Genomic DNA, 18,549 nt, shown 5'->3' with positions numbered 1-18,549 from the left:
CCATGCCCGCTCAGGGCAACTATTCATCTTGACGTCAATGAGGCAAATCAATGCACAATTTACTGGCTGAACAGCAGACATTCTCTGATAACGCCCTGTTTCTGGACGCGCGTGCAGAAAATGTTCCCCGTGGCGTAGTCACCGCGCACCCGATTGTGATTGCCAAAGGCAAAGGTTCTGAAGTCTGGGATGTGGAAGGGAATCGTTATTTAGATTTTGTCGGCGGCATTGGCGTATTAAACGTAGGCCATAACCATCCTGCCGTGGTGAATGCCGTCACCGCGCAGCTGCAACGGGTATCCCATGCCTGTTTCCAGGTAGCCGCTTATCCGGGTTATATCGAGCTGGCCCGGCGTCTGAATATGCTGATTGGGGCCGGTGAAGAATTTAAAAGTGTGTTTTTCACCAGCGGGGCCGAAGCGGTAGAAAATGCGGTGAAAATTGCCCGCGCACACACCGGCCGTCCTGGCATCATCGCTTTTGACGGTGCGTTTCACGGGCGGACCTTATTAGGCGTGACCTTAACCGGAATGAGCCAGCCCTATAAGCAGAACTTTGGGCCGTTCCCGGGGGATATTTACCGCGTCCCGTTCCCTAACGCCTTCCATCATGTGTCCGAACAGGACTGTCTCAACGCGCTGGATACGCTGTTCGCCGTGCAGATCCTGCCGGAGCGTGTCGCGGCGATCATCATCGAGCCGGTACAGGGTGACGGTGGCTTCCTGGCGGCGTCACCGGCCTTTATGCAGGCGCTGCGCGAGATCACCCAGCGTCACGGTATTCTGCTGATCTGCGACGAAGTGCAGACCGGCTTTGGCCGTACCGGTAAGATGTTTGGCTTCCAGCACAGCGGCATCGTGCCGGACCTGGTTACCGTGGCAAAAAGCCTCGGCGGCGGCCTGCCGATTTCTGGCGTGGTCGGCAAAGCGGCCATCATGGATGCGCCAGCGCCGGGCGGGCTGGGGGGCACCTATGGCGGTAACGCACTGGGCTGTGCGGCGGCGCTGGCGGTACTCGATCTGTTTGAGCAGGGCGATCTGCTGGCGCGGTCGAATCAGCTCGGCCAGCAGATGAATGCGCGTCTGCATCAGCTGGCAGAAAAATATGCCTGCATTGGTGAAGTGCGGGGCATTGGCTTTATGCAGGCGGTGGAGATAATTGATTTTGAAACCAAAAAGCCCGATGCCGCGCTGACGCAGAAGATCCTCGACAGCGCCTGTCAGGAAGGACTGTTGCTGATCAAATGTGGTCTGCACCGCAATACCGTGCGCTTCCTGGCACCGCTGGTGACCAGTGATTCGCAGCTGGAAGAGGCTCTGCATATCTTTGATATCGCCCTGGCACGCGCCACGGGGCGTTTAGGCTGATAATTCTTCCTCATTGATATTATTACATTTATTGATAATTACGCCCGGATAGCACGCGATGTTAAAATACTGGCGTCTCAGTGATTAAGCGTGCTATACCAGTTGGGTGACGTGAACCAATGAGGGGTCTTATGAACGGCTTAATGAAACTGGACCGTATCGACATTAACATTCTGGTTCAGCTCCAGAAAGATGGCCGTATCAGCAATGTGAACCTGGCCGATGCCGTTGGGCTTTCGCCCAGCCCCTGTCTGCAACGCGTCAAGCGCCTGGAAACCGCGGGTTTTATCACCGGTTATGAGGCGCATATCAATCTGACGAAAATCACCGATTCCGTCACGGTGTTCACCGAAGTGACCCTGTCCGGGCATCGCCGCGAGGATTTCCTGAAGTTTGAGAATGCGATCCGCGAAGTGGATGAGCTGATGGAGTGCCATCTGATCACCGGGGGGTATGACTACCTGCTGCGCTTTATCACCCGCAGTATTGAGCACTATCAGGAAGTGATTGAAGGGCTGCTCGATGCCAAAGTGGGCATTGATAAGTACTTCAGTTATATCGTGATCAAGTCCCCCATCATGAAAAGCAGTGTGCCGCTGCGGTCGCTGATTACCCGCCACACCCAGGTCGAGTTTTAGTCCCATTTCACGCCCGGGCTGACCCTTTTTTCAGGTCAACCCGAGGTGAGGATGTGCGCCATTGTCCAGGTCAACGTCAGAGGCGCGCCGCGCGCCCGCGACAGCACCATGCCTGGCACGCGGGCTTCCCTCGTCCGGCAGAATATTTCCCCGCCCGCCCGCAATTCCCCACAAAACGCCGTACTGACCCCGCACAACCAAAAAACTGCGCCTGCTAAAGGGCTTACACTCTTTTTATCCGCTAAAAAAGAGCCAGGAGTCCCTATGCTCAAGCCGGTTGTCCCCGTGGTTGCCGAATGGCAGCGCGATGAATATCTGTTAAGCAGCGATACCCGCAAACTGGATATCGCGTGGGTGCATGCCCAGCTGGCTGAAAAAAGCTACTGGGCCGCCGGGCAGTCGCTGGCAACCACCGAGCGATCTCTCGCCGCATCCATGCCCTTTGGTCTTTATTACCGCCAGCAGCAGGTCGGATTTGGTCGTCTGATCACCGATTACAGCCGCTTTGCTTACCTCAGCGACGTGATGATTGATGATGCCCATCGCGGCAAAGGGCTCGGCCGCTGGTTTGCCGCCACCGTGCTCACCCATCCCGAACTGCAAACAATAAAACGCTGGATGCTGGCCACCGACGATGCTCACGACGTTTACCGTCGGGCGGGCTGGCAGCCCGTGGCACAGCCACAGCGACTGATGGAATTTATTCCCACCCCACCAGAGGACAACACCCCATGAGCTACCGCGTTGGCGTCGATATTGGCGGATCGTTCACGGATTTTGCGCTGCTGGACGAGCGTGATAACAGCATCCGTACCCTGAAAGTCCTGTCACGCCCGGACAGCCCCGGCAGCGAGATCACCACCGGGCTGGCGCAGTTTGCGCAGCGCGATGGGATTGATCCTGCCGACATCCATTACTTTACCCACGGCACGACGGTCGGCGTTAATGCGGTGATCCAGCGCAAGGGGGTGAAGCTGGCGCTGTTTGCCACGGAAGGGTTCTGTGATGTGCTGGAGCTGGCGCGGCTCAAAATTCCACATATTCACGATCTGTTTTCACGCCGTCCGGCCCCGCTGATCGCCCGCGACCGCGTTTTCGCCATCAGAGAGCGCAGCGACCGCGACGGCAACGTGCTGCAGGCGGTGGACCGCCAGAGCGTCATCGATGCGGTGGAGGCGGCGCGCGCGGCGGGCTGCGAGGGTATTGTCGTCTCACTTCTGCACAGCTATCGCAACGGCAGCAATGAAGCGCAGGTGCGCGAGATCGTGGCTGAAATCGCCCCTGACCTGCTGACCTCCTGTTCGGCAGAGATCTGGCCGATCATCCGCGAATATGAACGCACCATCACCGCGGTGATCAATGCCTACGTGCAGCCGAAGGTAATCCAGTATCTGGATGCCTTCGAGCGGGCGCTGAAAGCGATGGGGGTACCGGTACCGCCGCGTATCACCAAATCTAACGGCGGGGTGATGGGCCTGGCGCAGGCAAAAGCCGAGTGCGTGCAGATGGTGCTGTCTGGCACGGCGTCCGGGGTGATGGGCGCGAGCTATATCGCTGAAAGTTGCGGTTTTGACCGCCTGCTCAGTCTGGATATCGGCGGCACCAGCGCGGATGTGGCGGTGATCATCGATGGCCGCCCGGAATACGGCAACGGCGAAATTATCGGTGACTTCCCGATCTATATTCCGTCCGTCTCTGTCACCTCGGTGGGACAGGGCGGGGGATCGATTGCCTGGATCGACAGTCTGGGGGTGTTGCAGGTCGGCCCGGACAGCGCCGGATCGCTGCCGGGGCCGGTCTGCTTCCGCCGTGGCGGCACCGAGGCGACCGCCACGGATGCCTTTGCGGCCTGCGGCCTGATGGGGCATGGCGACCTCGGTTACAACGCGGTGCAGGTGGACGTCGCCGGCGCGCGTGCGGCGGTCGGGAAACTGGCCGGCCCGCTGGGGATCAGCATTGAGGAAACTGCCGAAAATATTATCGCGCTGGCGATCTCCAGCATGTACAGCGACACCAGCGGGCTGATCTCGCGCTTTGGTCTGGATCCGCGCGAATTTTACTTCCTGGCGTTCGGCGGTGCCGGGCCCATGATGGGCTGCTTCCTGGCGCGTGAGCTGAAGCTGAAAGGCGTGGTGGTGCCCCCCACGCCAGGCGTGCTTTCGGCGCTGGGTGGCCTGGTGGCCGATATCAAAAATGACTTTATCCGCACGCTGTACTGCGACCTGACCCCGGCGGTCAGTGACCGCCTGCAGCAGAGTGCGCAGCAGCTCAGTGACGAAGCGGAAGGCTGGCTGGCACGGGAATATGGTGCCGATCTGCCGTACGAACTCAGTTTCTCGGCAGATATGCGCTATCGCGGACAGTCGTTTGAAATCGATGTCGTCGTGCAGCGATGCTGGCTGCTCGAAGGGGACCTGCAGGCAATCCGCAGCGCCTTCGATGCTCATCACACCCGTCTGTTTGGCCATCACGATGCGCAGGCACCGGTACAACTCATCAACCTGCGGCTGGTGCTCTCCTCCCCGACGCCAAAACCACGCCTGACCACGCTGCCTGAGGCAGACGGACCGGTTCCGGTACAGCAACAGGTTGAAGCCTGGATTGACGGGCGCTGGTGGCAGCTGGATGTTGTTGCCCGCAGTGCGCTGCGCGCCGGACACCAGCTGACCGGGCCGGTGATTATTGCCCAGGATGACTGCACCACCTGCGTTCCGCCGCAGATGCAGGTCGATGTTGACCAGTACGGCAACCTGATTATTACCCCGCTAACCGGAGCACATCATGGCCATTGATGGACGTAACCTGCAAATTCTCGCCAACTACTGCGCGGCCGCCGCCGATGCCATGGCATTTACGCTGATGCGAACCGCGCACTCCACCTTTGTCAAAGAGACGGAAGATTTTTCCTGTCAGATTGTCAGCCGTGACGGGATGGCCTTTGCGTCACCGCGCAGCTTTGGTGCGCCCTGGTACAGCGGCATTGATTATGGCCCGGTGCTGGCGCTGATTGACGGCTATCAGGAAGGCGATATCTGCATCACCAACGATTCGTATGCGGGTAACGTGGCCACCCATTCACCGGACATTCATATCTGGAAACCGGTGTTCCACGACGGCGAAATCACCTGTTTTGTGGTGGGCCACATCCATAACACCGACGTGGGGGGAGCGGTACCGGCCTCGCTGTCGCGCTCGCTGACGGAGATCGTGCAGGAAGGCATCCGTATCCCGCCGCTGAAGATCATCAGCGGGGGCGTGCTGAACGAAGAGGTGGCGCGCATTATGCGGCTGAACGTCCGTGTACCCGATCAGAACTGGGGAGACTTTAACGCCCAGATTGCGTCGGTAAATATTGGCGAACGCAAAGTGCAGGAGATTATCGCCCGCTTTGGCATTGAGGACTTCCTCACCGGGGTTGAGGGGATCCTCGATTACGCCGAGCAGCAGGCGCGCGGCATTATCAGCACCATTCCTGACGGGGAGTACTTCTACGCCGATTACGCGGACGAAGATGGCGAGGGCGGTTATCCCTGCCGTATTGCCGTCACGCTGCGGGTGAAAGGCGACAGCCTGGTGCTGGACTATACCGGCAGCGATCCGCAACTGATGTCCTCCCTCAATATGCCTACCGGGGGGCGGGAACGTCACCCGCTGGCGCTGGTGGGGGTGACATACGTGCTGTCGACGCTGGATCGTTCCCTGCTGCTGAACGCCGGAACGCTGCGCCCGACGCGGGCGATTTTACCGCCGGGCACCATTATGAACTGTGAAGCGCCAGCGGCCGTAGGCATGCGCTCCCTGACCTGTGCCATGTCGCAGATTGCTACCGTGGGCGCGTTTTCCCTGGCGATGCCGGATCGGCTGCCGGCCAACTCCCCGGGGGGGAACTCCATCATTAATATCCGCACCGTTGACGGCCAGAACCGCAGTGTGGTGGCCTCCCTCGGCCCGGTAGGCGGCGGGGCGGGCGGTACACCGAAACACGATGGCCCGGACGGTTCCGGCGGCCTGTCGGCGTTTCTGAAGAATACGCCAATAGAGATCAACGAAGCGGAAGTCCCGGTGCGGTTCCTGCGCTATGGTCTGGCGACCGATAGCGCAGGTGCCGGGGAGTATCGCGGCGGGCTGGCGACCGAAATGGCGTTTGAGGTGTTTGCCCCTAATACCACTATTACGGCCCGCAACCGCAATCGTTCGGTCTTCTCCTCCGCCGGGGCGGCGGGCGGACGGGCGGGTAGCACCTCATGGTTTCGCACCGAGCATGCCGATGGCCGCGTGACGGAGCACGGGAACACCGATGTGATCCACTGCGGGCCGGGTGACGTGGTGGCAATCAAAGGCCCGGGTGCCGGCGGCTACGGGCTGGCGAAAAACCGCCGCGCGCAGGCGGTACTGCAGGATGTACAGTGCGGCTTCCTGACGGAGCAGGCGGCTCGTGAGCAGTACGGCGTGGCGCTGCAGTGCGGAGAGATTGACGACGTCGGGACGGCGCGCCTGCGTGCGGCAATGCCGGCGGGGACTGGCGAGCACTTCGACGTGGGGGACGCCCGGCGCACCTTTGAAGCCCTGTGGACACCGGAACGCTATCAGCTGTTAACGGTGTTTCTCGCCCGACAGCCGGTAGTCTGGCGTCATTTTCTCAAGCACCAGGTGTTTGCGGCGGTCAACGCGGGCGAGGGGGCGGACCTGCCGCTGGAAGCGCAGATGTCCGCTCTGTTTAGCGGGTTGCAACAGCGTTTTCCGGCACTGAGCGGGAGATAAGTCCTGCCCCCTTGAATTCTGCGATCCATCCCGAAAAACGGGATTTAAGGGCGGCTGCTTTATTATTTTGTGATGATCTTAGTTTTTATTTTCGGTAATATTTTTGGCGTGCTCAGGAGGTTTTACTTTATTAATGGAATAAGTTATGGAGGTGGAAAATGGATTTCAGTCTTAAAACGTTAATACATGCAGTAATAGGTGGGGGGGGCTGGGGGTTGGCACTTTCGGGATTTGTCCCCCTGTTATTTCCGGCCATTACACTCACGCCTTATGTGATCAACTGCGGTGTGGTGACAGGAGGAACCCTGCTCAGTGCTTTGTACCTGTTCGCCGTCTGGCGCGCAAGTTGATGCGCTTCTGTTCGTTCTTCCCACAGGATAGTCAGCAGCTGGTCTATTTCTATTTTTCTGTTTGTACCCTCTATCTGATGATTCACCTTATCTGGGACTGGCGGTCAACGCATACGCCGCCATTTTCATTACACAAGCTGCAATATAAATTACATCAGGTATTTTCTAGCGCGACCTTTGCATCGAGTTTGTTTTTTTTGGTTGTTGCGCTGGACCTGAATAATCCCTTGCGCCACTCTGAGGCGTTTATTTTCCCCCTTATTTGTACTTCACTGTGTGGCATTATGGTTTCACTGGCCAATATCGCCCCCGGCCCTCACGAGCCAGGGTGAAATTATTTCACCAGCGCCAGCGAGAAGCCGTCCCAGCCTTTTGCCCCCACGGTTTGAATCGCGGTCGCGTCAAGGCGGGGATCGCTGCCCATCATGGTCAGAAAGTCACGTATCCCCTGAATATTCCAGTCGCTGGTATCGCCGTCAGCGACGTGACCATTGCGCACAACGTTATCGCCAATAATCAGCGTACCCGGGCGCGAATAGCGGATCGCCCACTCCAGGTAGGCCGGGTTATTACGTTTATCAGCATCAATAAAGATCATATCAAACGGCGCGGCGTCAGCCAGCGTCGGCAGGGTATCCAGCGCGGCGCCGACGCGCAGGGTGACCCTGTGTTCCAGCCCGGCGCGGCGGATATTCTGTGCGGCGATCTCCGCGTGGCGGGGTTCATATTCCAGAGTGATCACTTTGCCCCCTTCGGGCAGCGCACGCGCCATCCACAGCGTGCTGTAACCGCCAAGCGTGCCGATTTCCAGTATGCGTTTCGCCCCGGTCATTTTTGCCAGCAGGTTGAGCAATTTGCCCTGGTTCGGGGCCACATCAATGGCCGGTAAGCCCGCGGCCTGATTGTTTTCCAGCGCGGCCAGCAGTGCCTCATCCTGTGGCACCAGCTGTTCTGTCAGATAGTTATCGACCTCTGTCCAGCGTTGTTGATTCATGATTTCTCCTTGCTAAGGGGGAGCGGGCAGACCCGATAAGAAGGTCAGCCCCTGGGGTTAAAGAACCGGTATCAGCACTGAGTTTACTCTGTACAGGCCTGTGACCGGGTGGTTTTCAGATCCGGGATCAGCGTTAACAGCCCGCACAGCGCCATACCTGCTCCGATCCACAGCGGCGCGCTCAGCCCGAAACCGTACTCAATACCCAGGCCGCCGAGAAGCGACCCGAGCATCAGCCCGAAAGTGATCATCGAGGTGTGCAGCGTGTTCACCAGCTGTCGGTTACCGGCAGCGGCCATCACGCGCGTCACCATCGCCGGATTCATCGTCACGCCAAACAGCCCGACACCGACAGCCGAGGCAATGGCGACCGGTGGCAGATGAATAAAGCGGGCAAACAGCGCAAAACAGCAGGCCAGCGCCAGCAGACCCGTGGCGATCGCCGGCAGCGCATAACGCCCGGCAAGGCGACCCACCACGGCATTACCCAGTACGGTGGCCATGCCGTATACCAGCAGCAGCACGGTCACTTCGCCGTGGCTGAAACCGGTCTGCGAGCTGAGGATCGGGGTAAAGTAGCTGAAACCGGCGAAGGTCGCGCCAATAATCAGCAGGCTGGTGCTGTAGGCGCGCCACAGCGTCGGGTTTTTTAACGCCCGCAGTTCATCGGCCAGATTGATGTCGTCCGGTTTCAGCGTGGCAGGCACGGTTCTGGCGGTCAGCCACAGGGCGAGCAGGGCAATGACCACCACTGACCAGAAGCTGACGCGCCAGCCTGCCAGATTGCCGATAAAGCTGGCCAGCGGCAGGCCAAGCACGGTGCCGATCATCAGCCCTCCCAGCACGACGGTGATGGCACCGGAGATCTGCTGTTGCGGGACCAGCCTGACGCCGGTGCTCACCGCGCAGCCGATAAAGGCACCCGCCACCGCCCCGGTCAGGATGCGGGCAATCACCAGCGGCAGATAGCTGCCCGCTACCGCTCCCAGCGCCTGGCTGGCAACAAACAGCGCCAGCAGGATCAGCAGACTGCGGCGCGGCGGATGCTTCAGTAACACCAGCGCGAGCAGCGGCCCGCCTGTCGCCATTGCCAGCGCGTACAGGGTAATCAGATAACCGGTCATCGGCAGGCTGATATGCAGATCGGCGCTCATGATATTCATCAGTGCGGCAACCTGGAATTCGCTGGTCACCAGCGCAAAAACACCAAACCCCAGCGTATACACGGCTGCGGGGAGGCGGACGGAAGACGACGACATAACGTTTCCTGATAATCGATAAGTGAAGAACAAGTGTAGAGGCTGAGGCCGCTGCGTCCAGCTAGCCTTTAGTCGAGAGGGCGACTAGAGTTCAGCTCCAGCGCGCTCGCACATTATCAGCGCGTTTTAAAAACCTTCATCTGGTGTTAACCCCACTGTCACACAATCCCTTCAATGTTACTGCCATCAGTCACCGGGAACTTAACGCAAATTTCCCTGCTATCCGGCCTTGTCCCGTGGAGATTTTTTTTATGCTCAACTTATCCAGACATCCGACCACTTTATATCAGGCGATAGCGGCCCAGCTGGAAGACGAGCTGCGCAGCCGCTACCGCAGCGGCGAGTACCTGCCGTCTGAAAAACAGCTGGCGGCGAACTATGCCGTTAACCGCCACACCCTGCGCCGGGCGGTGGATGAGCTGGTGGACAAGGGGCTGGTGCAGCGCCGCCAGGGGGTGGGCATCCTGGTGCTGATGCGGCCCTATAACTATCCCCTGCACGCGCAGGCACGCTTCAGCCAGAACCTGATGGAGCAGGGGAGCCACCCGACCAGTGAACGCCTGCTGGCGGTGCTGCGCCCCTGTAATGCTGAAGTGGCGACGGCGCTGGGCATTCACGAGGGCGATACGGTGATCCATCTGCGCACCCTGCGCCGGGTGAACGGCGTGCCGGTCTGCGTGATTAACCACTATCTGCCGGACCTGAGCTGGTGGCCGCAGCTGCAGCAGTTCAGTCACGGCTCGCTGCATGACTTTATCCGCCTGCATCTCACCGCCGGGCTGACGCGTAAGCAGACGCGGATCACCGCGCGCCGGGCGCAGGCAAAAGAGAGCAGCCTGTTGCAGGTTTCCCTGCACGCGCCGCTGCTCTCGGTGCGCACTCTGAACACCTGTACCGACAGCGGCAGCATGGCGGAATACTCCGTCAGCCTGACGCGTGCCGACATGATTGAACTGACGCTGGAGCATTAAATGGAAGCACATAAGGCACGTCAGCACTGGCTATCGGTGCTGGCCCACAGTCAGCCGCAGCAGCTGCTGGCGCACTGGCCTGCGGATTTACAGCCAGCGTACCAGCTGCTGCGCGCGCCGGAAACGGGCCTCACCCGCCTGCAGGCGCGCATGGGCGGCACCGGTCGCCGCTTTATCCTCGGGGATACCACCGTGACGCGCGCCGTGGTTCGCCTTGAAAACGGCGTGTGCGGTTACAGCTACCTTCTCGGGCGGGATAAAGCCCACGCCGAACGCTGTGCGCTGCTCGACGCCCTGTTGCAGGATGACAGCACACATTACCTCCATCAGCAGATTATCGTGCCGCTGGCGGCCCTGCGTGACGAGCAGCGTGCGCTGCGCTCACGGGAAGTTGCCAGCAGCCGGGTCGATTTCTTTACCCTTGTCCGGGGAGACAACGCATGACATTACTGGCCAGTTTTAGCCATCCCGTGGCGGATGCGCAGCGTGCCTTCCGCCGTATTCTGAAAGCAATGAGTGAGCCAGGTGTGATGGTGTCCCTGCCTGCGCTGCCCGCCTGGGGTAACGCTTCCTGTGCGGCCACCGCGGTGATGATGACCCTGGTGGATCGTGAAACCCCGCTGTGGATTGACGATGCCCTGCGCGACGACGCGCTGTTGAGCAACCTGCGTTTCCATACCGGCGCGCCGGTGACCGACAGCCCGGAAGCGCCGTTTGCCCTGCTGCATGCCCGATCCGGCATCAGCCTTGACCGTTTTTCCCCCGGTGACAATGTGTCACCGGAAAAAAGCAGTACGCTGATCATTGACGTTCCTGCCCTCAGCGGCGGCCTGACGCTGCGCCTGCGCGGCCCCGGCCTGCAGGAGCGTCGTGCCATCGCCCCCCAGCTTCCCGACAGTGTGCTTCACTACCTGCGTGAACGGCACCACCGTTTCCCGCAGGGTATTGATCTGATCTTTACCTGTGGTGAAAACATGATGGCGCTGCCGCGCAGCACCGATGTGGAGGTCTGCTGATGTACGTCGCCGTGAAAGGGGGCGAGAAGGCCATTGCCGCCGCCCATCAACTGCAGGAGAGCCTGCGCCGGGGGGACAGTGACCAGCCGGAGCTGTCCTGTACGCAGATTGAACAACAGCTGGGACTGGCGGTGGATCGCGTGATGACCGAAGGCGGCATTCACGACCGCGAACTGGCGGCGCTGGCGATCAAACAGGCCGCCGGTGACCTGGTCGAAGCGATTTTTCTCCTGCGCGCCTACCGCACCACGCTGCCGCGTCTGGCTGACAGCCTGCCGCTGGACAGCGGGGCGATGCGCGTCGAGCGCCGTATCTCGGCGGTGTATAAAGATCTGCCCGGCGGACAGCTGCTCGGGCCGACCTTTGACTACACGCATCGCCTGCTGGATTTCACCCTGCTGGCCGAAGGCAAGACTCCGGTGACGCCGCGTGCAGAGCAGCCGCTGGCGGCAGAGTGCCCGCATATGTTTGATCTGATGACACGGGAAGGGCTGGCCCGGCGTGAAGAAGATGACGGCAGTGAGCCGCTGGATATCACCCGCGATGCGCCCGCCTACCCGATGCCGCGATCGGCGCGTCTGCAGCAGCTGGTGCGCGGCGATGAAGGCTTTCTGCTGGCGCTGGGGTACTCCACGCAGCGCGGATACGGGCGCACCCATCCCTTTGCCGGGGAGATCCGCACCGGATGGGTCAGGGTCGACATTATCCCGGAAGAGCTGGGCTTTCCGCTGGACATTGGTGAAGTGATGCTGACCGAGTGCGAAATGGTCAACGGTTTTACCACGCCGGAAGAGGATGCGCCGCACTTTACCCGCGGTTACGGGCTGGTGTTTGGTCGTGCGGAACGGAAAGCGATGGCGATGGCGCTGGTGGATCGGGCCCTGCAGACGGAGGAGCACGGTGAACGGATAACCAGCCCGGCGCAGGACGAAGAATTTGTTCTCTCGCATGCGGATAACGTTGAAGCGGCGGGATTTGTCTCACACCTGAAGCTGCCCCATTACGTGGATTTCCAGGCTGAACTGGAGCTGCTGAAACGCCTGCGGGCGGAATACCAGGAGGCGCACCGTGACTGAACTGAGCGGTTATAACCCCGGCTATCTTGATGAACAGAGTAAACGCACCATCCGCCGCGCCATCCTGAAAGCCGTCGCCATTCCTGGCTATCAGGTACCCTTTGGTGGCCGCGAGATGCCGATGCCCTACGGCTGGGGCACCGGCGGTATTCAGCTGACGGCCAGCGTGATCGGCGAACATGATGTGCTGAAGGTGATCGACCAGGGGGCGGATGACACCACCAATGCGGTCTCTATCCGCCGCTTTTTCCAGCGCGTCAGCGGGGCGGCCACCACCGAGCGGACGGTGGATGCCACGCTGATCCAGACCCGGCACCGCATTCCTGAAACGCCGCTGAGTGAAGACCAGATCCTGATTTACCAGGTGCCGATCCCGGAACCCCTGCGCTTTATTGAGCCGCGGGAAACCGAAACCCGCACCATGCACGCGCTGGAGGAGTACGGCATCATGCAGGTCAAACTGTATGAAGATATTGCCCGCTACGGCCATATCGCCACTACCTATGCTTACCCGGTAAAGGTCAACGACCGTTACGTGATGGACCCGTCGCCGATCCCAAAATTTGATAACCCGAAGATGGACATGATGCCCGCGTTGCAGCTGTTCGGTGCCGGGCGTGAAAAGCGTATTTACGCGCTGCCGCCCTATACCAAAGTGGAAAGTCTCGACTTTGATGACCATCCCTTCACGGTACAGCAGTGGGATGAGCCCTGTGCGCTGTGCGGGTCACGCGACAGCTACCTGGATGAAGTGGTACTTGATGACGCCGGCTCCCGCCTGTTTGTCTGTTCCGACACCGACTACTGCCATCAGCAACAAGAGACCCTATCATGAAGCGCGAGTCCCCCCTGCTGGCGGTCAGTCAGCTAACCCATCTTTATGCCCCGGGCAAAGGGTTCAGCGATGTCTCTTTCGAGCTGTATCCCGGCGAGGTGCTGGGCATTGTCGGCGAGTCCGGCTCCGGTAAAACCACGCTGCTGAAGTCGATCTCTGCCCGCCTGGCCCCGCAGCACGGCGAGATTATCTATCAGGGGCAGGACCTTTATGCCCTCAGCGAAAGCGACCGCCGCCGCCTGCTGCGCACCGAGTGGGGTGTGGTGCATCAGTATCCAATGGACGGCCTGCGGGCGCAGGTGTCTGCCGGGGGCAACATCGGCGAGCGGCTGATGGCGGTCGGCCAGCGGCATTACGGGCAGATCCGCGAAACCGCTGGCCAGTGGCTGCAGGACGTGGAGATCCCGCTGTCGCGCATTGACGACCTGCCGGGCACCTTCTCCGGCGGTATGCAGCAGCGGCTGCAAATTGCCCGCAATCTGGTGACCCACCCCACGCTGGTGTTTATGGATGAGCCCACCGGCGGGCTGGACGTGTCGGTACAGGCACGCCTGCTGGACCTGCTGCGCAGCCTGGTGCGCGACCTGAATCTGGCGGTGGTGATTGTCACCCACGATCTCGGCGTCGCCCGCCTGCTGGCCCACCGGCTGCTGGTAATGAAAGAGGGCAGGGTGGTCGAGAGCGGACTCACCGACCGGGTGCTGGACGACCCGCACCATCCGTACACCCAGCTGCTGGTGTCATCGATTGTCTGAATCCGGCGTTGCTGGCCGACCGGAAAAGCGGGTCGGCCACGACGGAGACGAGGTGACCTTTTTGTGGTCGTCCCGTTGGGGGATTAACCTTTTTGCAGGGAATGAAAATGAATCTGAAACTGCGCGTCGAAAATCTGTCAAAAACCTTTGTGATGCACAATCAGCACGGCGCAGAGCTGCCGGTACTGCGTAACGCCTCGCTGCAGGTGGCGGCGGGAGAGTGTGTGGTGCTGCACGGTCATTCGGGCAGCGGTAAGTCCACGCTGCTGCGGTCGCTGTATGCCAACTATCTGCCGGACAGCGGGCATATCTGGGTGGCGCATCAGCAGGAGTGGGTCGATCTGGTGAGTGCCCCGGCGCGGCAGATCCTCGCTATCCGCCGCGAGACGATCGGCTGGGTCAGCCAGTTCCTGCGGGTGATCCCACGGATTTCCACCCTTGAGGTGGTGATGCAGCCGCTGCTGGAGCGCGGCGTGGCCCGTGACGAGAGCGAAGCGCGGGCAAAATCCCTGCTTTCGCGTCTTAACGTGCCGCCGCGACTGTGGGCGCTGGCACCCTCAACCTTCTCCGGCGGTGAGCAGCAGCGCGTTAATATCGCCCGGGGGTTTATTGCCGACTCACCGATCCTGTTGCTGGATGAGCCAACGGCCTCACTCGATACTGCCAACAGCGCTGCGGTGGTGGCGCTGATTGAAGAGGCGCGGCAGCGCGGCGCGGCCATTGTCGGCATTTTTCATGATAACGCGGTGCGCGATCGCATCGCTGACCGTCTGCATGTGATGCAACCTGTTGCCCTGGAGCACGCCGAATGATCATCAATAACGTCAAACTGATCCTGGAAAATGAAGTGGTGGCGGGGTCACTGGCCTGTGAAAACGGCGTGATCCGCGCCTTCTCTGACACACAAAGCCAGCTTCCGGCAGCGATTGACGGCGAGGGCGGCTGGCTGATGCCCGGCATGGTCGAGCTGCATACTGACAATCTGGATAAATTCTTCACCCCGCGCCCGAAGGTGGACTGGCCTGCGCACTCTGCCATGAGCAGCCATGATGCGCTGATTGTTGCCAGCGGCATTACCACGGTGCTGGACGCCATCGGCGTCGGCGACGTGCGCGACGGCGGCCACCGCATGGAGAATCTGAACAAGATGATCGATGCGATCCGCCACAGCCAGAAGCACGGCCTGAACCGCGCGGAACATCGCCTGCACCTGCGCTGTGAGCTGCCAAATGATTCCACGCTGCCGCTGTTTGAACAGCTGATGTGCAATCCGGCGCTGTCGCTGGTGTCGCTGATGGATCACTCTCCGGGCCAGCGTCAGTACGTGTCGCTGGCGGCATGGCGCACCTATTTTGGCGGCAAGTATCAGCTCAGCGACGTTCAGCTCGATGCCTATGAGGCCGATCAGCTGCGGCTGGCCGCACGCTGGTCAGCCCCGAACCGCGAGGCCATATCCGCCTGGTGCCGTCAGTATCATATCCCACTGGCCAGCCACGATGATGCGACGTATGAGCACGTCGTGGAGTCGAAAGGGGTCGGTAGTGTGATCGCAGAGTTCCCGACCACCGAAGAGGCCGCACGCGCTTCGCGCGAGCTGGGCCTGCAGGTACTGATGGGTGCGCCAAATATTGTGCGTGGCGGCTCGCACTCTGGCAACGTGGCGGCCAGCGCGCTGGCGCAGATCGATCTGCTGGATATCCTCTCCTCTGACTACTATCCGGCCAGCCTGCTGGATGCGGCATTCCGTCTGGCCCGTGATGAAAGCAACAGCATGACGCTTCCTCAGGCCGTGGCGCTGGTCACGCGTAATCCTGCCCGCGCCATCGGCCTTGACGATCGCGGCACGATCGGTGAGGGCAAACGTGCCGATCTGGTGCTGGTGCGCCAGCACCGGGAACAGGTGCATGTTGCCCGCGTCTGGGCGCAGGGCAGGCCGGTGTTCTGATGGGGCGGTTGATCTGGCTGATGGGGCCTTCGGGCTCCGGTAAAGACAGCCTGCTGCTGGCCCTGCGCGAGTGCGCACCGGAGCGGGTCATTGTCGCGCATCGCTATATTACCCGCAGCGCCAGCGCCGGGGGCGAGAATCACGTTGCCCTCAGCGAGCAGGAGTTCCGACGGCGGCGTGCGCATGGCCTGTTTGCTCTCGACTGGCAGGCGCATCAGTACTCCTATGCGCTCGGCATTGAAATCGACCGCTGGCTGGCGGCCGGGCTGGACGTCGTGGTCAACGGTTCGCGGCTGCATCTGCCCGCGGCCCGCCAGCGCTACGGTGAACAGCTGCTGGCTGTCTGTTTGCAGGTATCGCCTGAGGTGCTGGCCAGCCGCCTGCGCCAGCGCGGGCGCGAGGATGAGGCGGCCATCAGCCAGCGGCTGAAACGCGCAGCGGAGCCGGGCCCGGCAGGGTGCATCACGCTGAATAATGACGGGCCGCTGGGCAAGACATTACAGGGCTTTTCGGCGCTGCTGGCGCAGCCTGATCGGTAGGGCGTGTAAGGCAAAAAATGTTCCCGGTGACAGTCGTTTCACCCGCCAGCCCTCATGGCATCTGCAACCATTCTCAGTACGGATGATATTCCCACCCCCGATTTCCCCTGCTCCCGGGAGCCAAAAGGCTCCTGTCATTTTTCCATCACCCCCCTGTCATTAAAGTTTCATCGCTGGCGTACTTAATAGGGCCACAGCGAATCACGCGCAACCTGACGACGGTAGACATATGGCACAGGCATTATTAAAGATTGCTTCCGAGCAGCAGACAGTGCCACAGGCTGCTCTGCGCGCGAAAGTGCTGGCGGTTAAGGGCTTAGGCAAATCTTACGGCACGCAGACGCGCGTCCTGCAGGATATTAATTTTGACCTGCATGGCGGGGAACTGGTGGCGGTCATTGGCCGCAGCGGCGCAGGCAAATCGACCCTTTTGCACGTGCTCAATGGCACCATCCCGGCCAGCGAAGGCGAGATCCTCAACTTCCATGAAAATGGGCAGCAGCAGAACATCGTTGAGCTGAATACCCGGCAGATGCGCCAGTGGCGCAGCGAATGCGGCATGATCTTCCAGGACTTCTGCCTGGTACCGCGGCTGGATGTGCTGACCAATGTTCTGCTGGGCCGCCTGAGCCAGACATCGACCCTGAAATCTTTCTTTAAAATCTTCCCCGACGCAGACCGCGCCCGCGCCATTGGCCTGCTGGAGTGGCTGAATATGCTGCCCCAGGCGTTACAGCGTGCGGAAAATCTCTCCGGCGGGCAGATGCAACGGGTGGCTATCTGCCGTGCGCTGATGCAGAACCCGAAAATTTTACTGGCCGATGAGCCGGTGGCCTCCCTCGACCCGAAAAACACCCGACGCATTATGGATGTGCTGCGCCAGGTGAGCCACAACGGGATCAGCGTGATGGTCAACCTGCACTCGGTGGAGCTGGTGAAAGAGTACTGCACGCGCGCCATCGGCATCGCTAAGGGGCGTATTGTGTTCGACGGGCACCCCTCGGAGCTGACGGACGATCTGCTGCACGTGCTTTACGGCGACGACATTTCTCAACGTAACGAAGACCTCCAGGCCTGACCGGGCAATACTACTTTTATGGGATACGGAACTCAGCAATGAAAAAAATCATTCTCGCAGCGGTAATCAGTAGCGTCATGGTAGCCAGCGTTAACGCCGCCGATGCACCAAAAGAACTGAACTTAGGTATCCTCGGCGGTCAGAATGCCACGCAGCAGATTGGTGATAACCAGTGCGTGAAAGACTTCTTCGACAAAGAGCTGAACGTGGATACCAAACTGCGTAACTCGTCTGACTACTCAGGCGTGATCCAGGGGTTGATTGGCGGCAAGGTCGACATGGTGCTGAGTATGTCACCCTCGTCTTATGCCTCGGTGTACATTAACGATCCTAAGGCGGTCGACGTGGTCGGCATCGTCGTGGATGACGCGGATAAATCACGCGGCTACCACTCGGTGGTGGTGGTCAAAGCCGACAGCCCGTACAAAACGCTGGCTGACCTGAAAGGCAAATCCTTCGGTATGGCGGATCCGGATTCCACTTCCGGCTTCCTGATCCCCAATGAAAGCTTTAAGAAAGAGTTCGGCGGCACGGTGGACGATAAATATAACGGCCACTTCTCCAGCGTCACCTTCTCTGGTGGCCACGAGCAGGATGTGCTGGGCGTGCTGAACGGCCAGTTTGACGGGGCCGTGACCTGGGCTTCGATGATCGGGGATTACAACACCGGTTACACCAGCGGCGCGTTCACCCGCATGATCCGCGCCGGTAACCCGGACCTGATGAAGAAAATTCGTATTATCTGGCAGTCACCGCTGATCCCGAACGGGCCGATACTGGTCAGCAACAAACTGCCGGCTGATTTCAAGGCGAAGCTGATCACCGCCATCAAAAAGCTGGATACCGAACACCACAGCTGCTTTGTTAAAGCCGTTGGCGGTGCGCAGCATATCGGCCCGGCCACCGTCGCCGACTATCAGGCGATTATTGATATGAAACGTGCGCTGACCAAAGCCCGTTAATCC

General features: G+C 60.2%; 19 protein-coding genes. 17 read left to right on the top strand and 2 right to left on the bottom strand.

The features are described from left to right. The first annotated feature begins 50 nt into the window (after positions 1–50). From gabT to IFU29_RS03965, 6 genes are all read left to right on the top strand, one after another. Positions 51–1,367 (top strand): 4-aminobutyrate--2-oxoglutarate transaminase, encoded by a 1,317-nt coding sequence (gabT, locus tag IFU29_RS03990; protein ID WP_191932763.1) that lies wholly within the window; start codon positions 51–53, stop codon positions 1,365–1,367. Between the two features lie 131 nt (positions 1,368–1,498). Beyond that, positions 1,499–2,005 (top strand): Lrp/AsnC family transcriptional regulator, encoded by a 507-nt coding sequence (locus tag IFU29_RS03985; protein ID WP_062742678.1) that lies wholly within the window; start codon positions 1,499–1,501, stop codon positions 2,003–2,005. Positions 2,006–2,269: 264 nt separating this feature from the next. Then, positions 2,270–2,740, top strand: a complete 471-nt coding sequence (locus IFU29_RS03980; protein WP_191932762.1) for a GNAT family N-acetyltransferase — start codon at positions 2,270–2,272, stop codon at positions 2,738–2,740. Then, positions 2,737–4,797, top strand: coding sequence for a hydantoinase/oxoprolinase family protein (locus IFU29_RS03975; protein WP_191932761.1), 2,061 nt, complete (start codon positions 2,737–2,739; stop codon positions 4,795–4,797). Before IFU29_RS03980 ends, IFU29_RS03975 begins: the two co-directional genes overlap by 4 nt. After that, positions 4,787–6,766: a hydantoinase B/oxoprolinase family protein gene (locus tag IFU29_RS03970; RefSeq protein WP_191932760.1), complete on the top strand. Its 1,980-nt coding sequence runs from the start codon at positions 4,787–4,789 to the stop codon at positions 6,764–6,766. Before IFU29_RS03975 ends, IFU29_RS03970 begins: the two co-directional genes overlap by 11 nt. Before the next feature lie 349 nt (positions 6,767–7,115). Further along, positions 7,116–7,448: a hypothetical protein gene (locus IFU29_RS03965; RefSeq protein WP_244633610.1), complete on the top strand. Its 333-nt coding sequence runs from the start codon at positions 7,116–7,118 to the stop codon at positions 7,446–7,448. Positions 7,449–7,450: 2 nt separating this feature from the next. Here IFU29_RS03965 and IFU29_RS03960 read toward each other — a convergent pair whose 3' ends face one another. Together IFU29_RS03960 and IFU29_RS03955 are read right to left on the bottom strand one after the other, a co-directional pair. After that, a complete protein-coding gene (locus IFU29_RS03960) occupies positions 7,451–8,110 on the bottom strand; it encodes an O-methyltransferase (RefSeq protein ID WP_191932759.1) in 660 nt (219 codons plus the stop codon). Between the two features lie 83 nt (positions 8,111–8,193). After that, positions 8,194–9,369 (bottom strand): MFS transporter, encoded by a 1,176-nt coding sequence (locus IFU29_RS03955; protein ID WP_191932758.1) that lies wholly within the window; start codon positions 9,367–9,369, stop codon positions 8,194–8,196. Between the two features lie 251 nt (positions 9,370–9,620). Here IFU29_RS03955 and phnF point away from each other — a divergent pair, with 251 nt between their 5' ends. From phnF to phnD, 11 genes are all read left to right on the top strand, one after another. Next, a complete protein-coding gene (phnF, locus tag IFU29_RS03950) occupies positions 9,621–10,340 on the top strand; it encodes a phosphonate metabolism transcriptional regulator PhnF (RefSeq protein WP_118663839.1) in 720 nt (239 codons plus the stop codon). After that, the gene (gene phnG, locus IFU29_RS03945; RefSeq protein ID WP_191932757.1) at positions 10,341–10,784 is read left to right on the top strand and encodes a phosphonate C-P lyase system protein PhnG; all 444 of its coding nucleotides are present in this window, start codon (positions 10,341–10,343) and stop codon (positions 10,782–10,784) included. Next, positions 10,781–11,356, top strand: coding sequence for a phosphonate C-P lyase system protein PhnH (phnH, locus tag IFU29_RS03940; RefSeq protein ID WP_191932756.1), 576 nt, complete (start codon positions 10,781–10,783; stop codon positions 11,354–11,356). Before phnG ends, phnH begins: the two co-directional genes overlap by 4 nt. Beyond that, a complete protein-coding gene (locus IFU29_RS03935) occupies positions 11,356–12,432 on the top strand; it encodes a carbon-phosphorus lyase complex subunit PhnI (RefSeq protein WP_191932755.1) in 1,077 nt (358 codons plus the stop codon). The genes phnH and IFU29_RS03935 overlap by 1 nt, the downstream gene beginning before the upstream one ends. Next, on the top strand, positions 12,425–13,267 hold the full coding sequence (locus tag IFU29_RS03930; protein ID WP_191932754.1) for an alpha-D-ribose 1-methylphosphonate 5-phosphate C-P-lyase PhnJ: 843 nt from the start codon (positions 12,425–12,427) through the stop codon (positions 13,265–13,267). Before IFU29_RS03935 ends, IFU29_RS03930 begins: the two co-directional genes overlap by 8 nt. Next, on the top strand, positions 13,264–14,022 hold the full coding sequence (phnK, locus tag IFU29_RS03925) for a phosphonate C-P lyase system protein PhnK (RefSeq protein ID WP_062742666.1): 759 nt from the start codon (positions 13,264–13,266) through the stop codon (positions 14,020–14,022). Before IFU29_RS03930 ends, phnK begins: the two co-directional genes overlap by 4 nt. Positions 14,023–14,129: 107 nt before the next feature. Then, a complete protein-coding gene (gene phnL, locus IFU29_RS03920; protein ID WP_191932753.1) occupies positions 14,130–14,834 on the top strand; it encodes a phosphonate C-P lyase system protein PhnL in 705 nt (234 codons plus the stop codon). Then, positions 14,831–15,967, top strand: a complete 1,137-nt coding sequence (phnM, locus tag IFU29_RS03915; protein ID WP_191932752.1) for an alpha-D-ribose 1-methylphosphonate 5-triphosphate diphosphatase — start codon at positions 14,831–14,833, stop codon at positions 15,965–15,967. Before phnL ends, phnM begins: the two co-directional genes overlap by 4 nt. Next, positions 15,967–16,506 carry a ribose 1,5-bisphosphokinase gene (gene phnN / locus IFU29_RS03910; protein ID WP_191932751.1) on the top strand — a complete coding sequence of 180 codons (540 nt, stop codon included), beginning with the start codon at positions 15,967–15,969 and terminating at the stop codon, positions 16,504–16,506. Before phnM ends, phnN begins: the two co-directional genes overlap by 1 nt. Before the next feature lie 229 nt (positions 16,507–16,735). Next, complete coding sequence (gene phnC / locus IFU29_RS03905; RefSeq protein WP_191932750.1) at positions 16,736–17,584, top strand: phosphonate ABC transporter ATP-binding protein; 849 nt, start codon at positions 16,736–16,738, stop codon at positions 17,582–17,584. 38 nt (positions 17,585–17,622) lie between these two features. Beyond that, positions 17,623–18,546 carry a phosphonate ABC transporter substrate-binding protein gene (phnD, locus tag IFU29_RS03900; RefSeq protein ID WP_191932749.1) on the top strand — a complete coding sequence of 308 codons (924 nt, stop codon included), beginning with the start codon at positions 17,623–17,625 and terminating at the stop codon, positions 18,544–18,546. Positions 18,547–18,549: the final 3 nt, after the last annotated feature.

Origin of the sequence: Erwinia persicina, from assembly GCF_014838825.1 — a bacterium.
Classification (GTDB): Bacteria; Pseudomonadota; Gammaproteobacteria; order Enterobacterales; family Enterobacteriaceae; genus Erwinia; species Erwinia persicina_A.
Note: the sequence above shows the minus strand (reverse complement) of the source record. Positions and strands in the feature narration are given on the sequence as shown.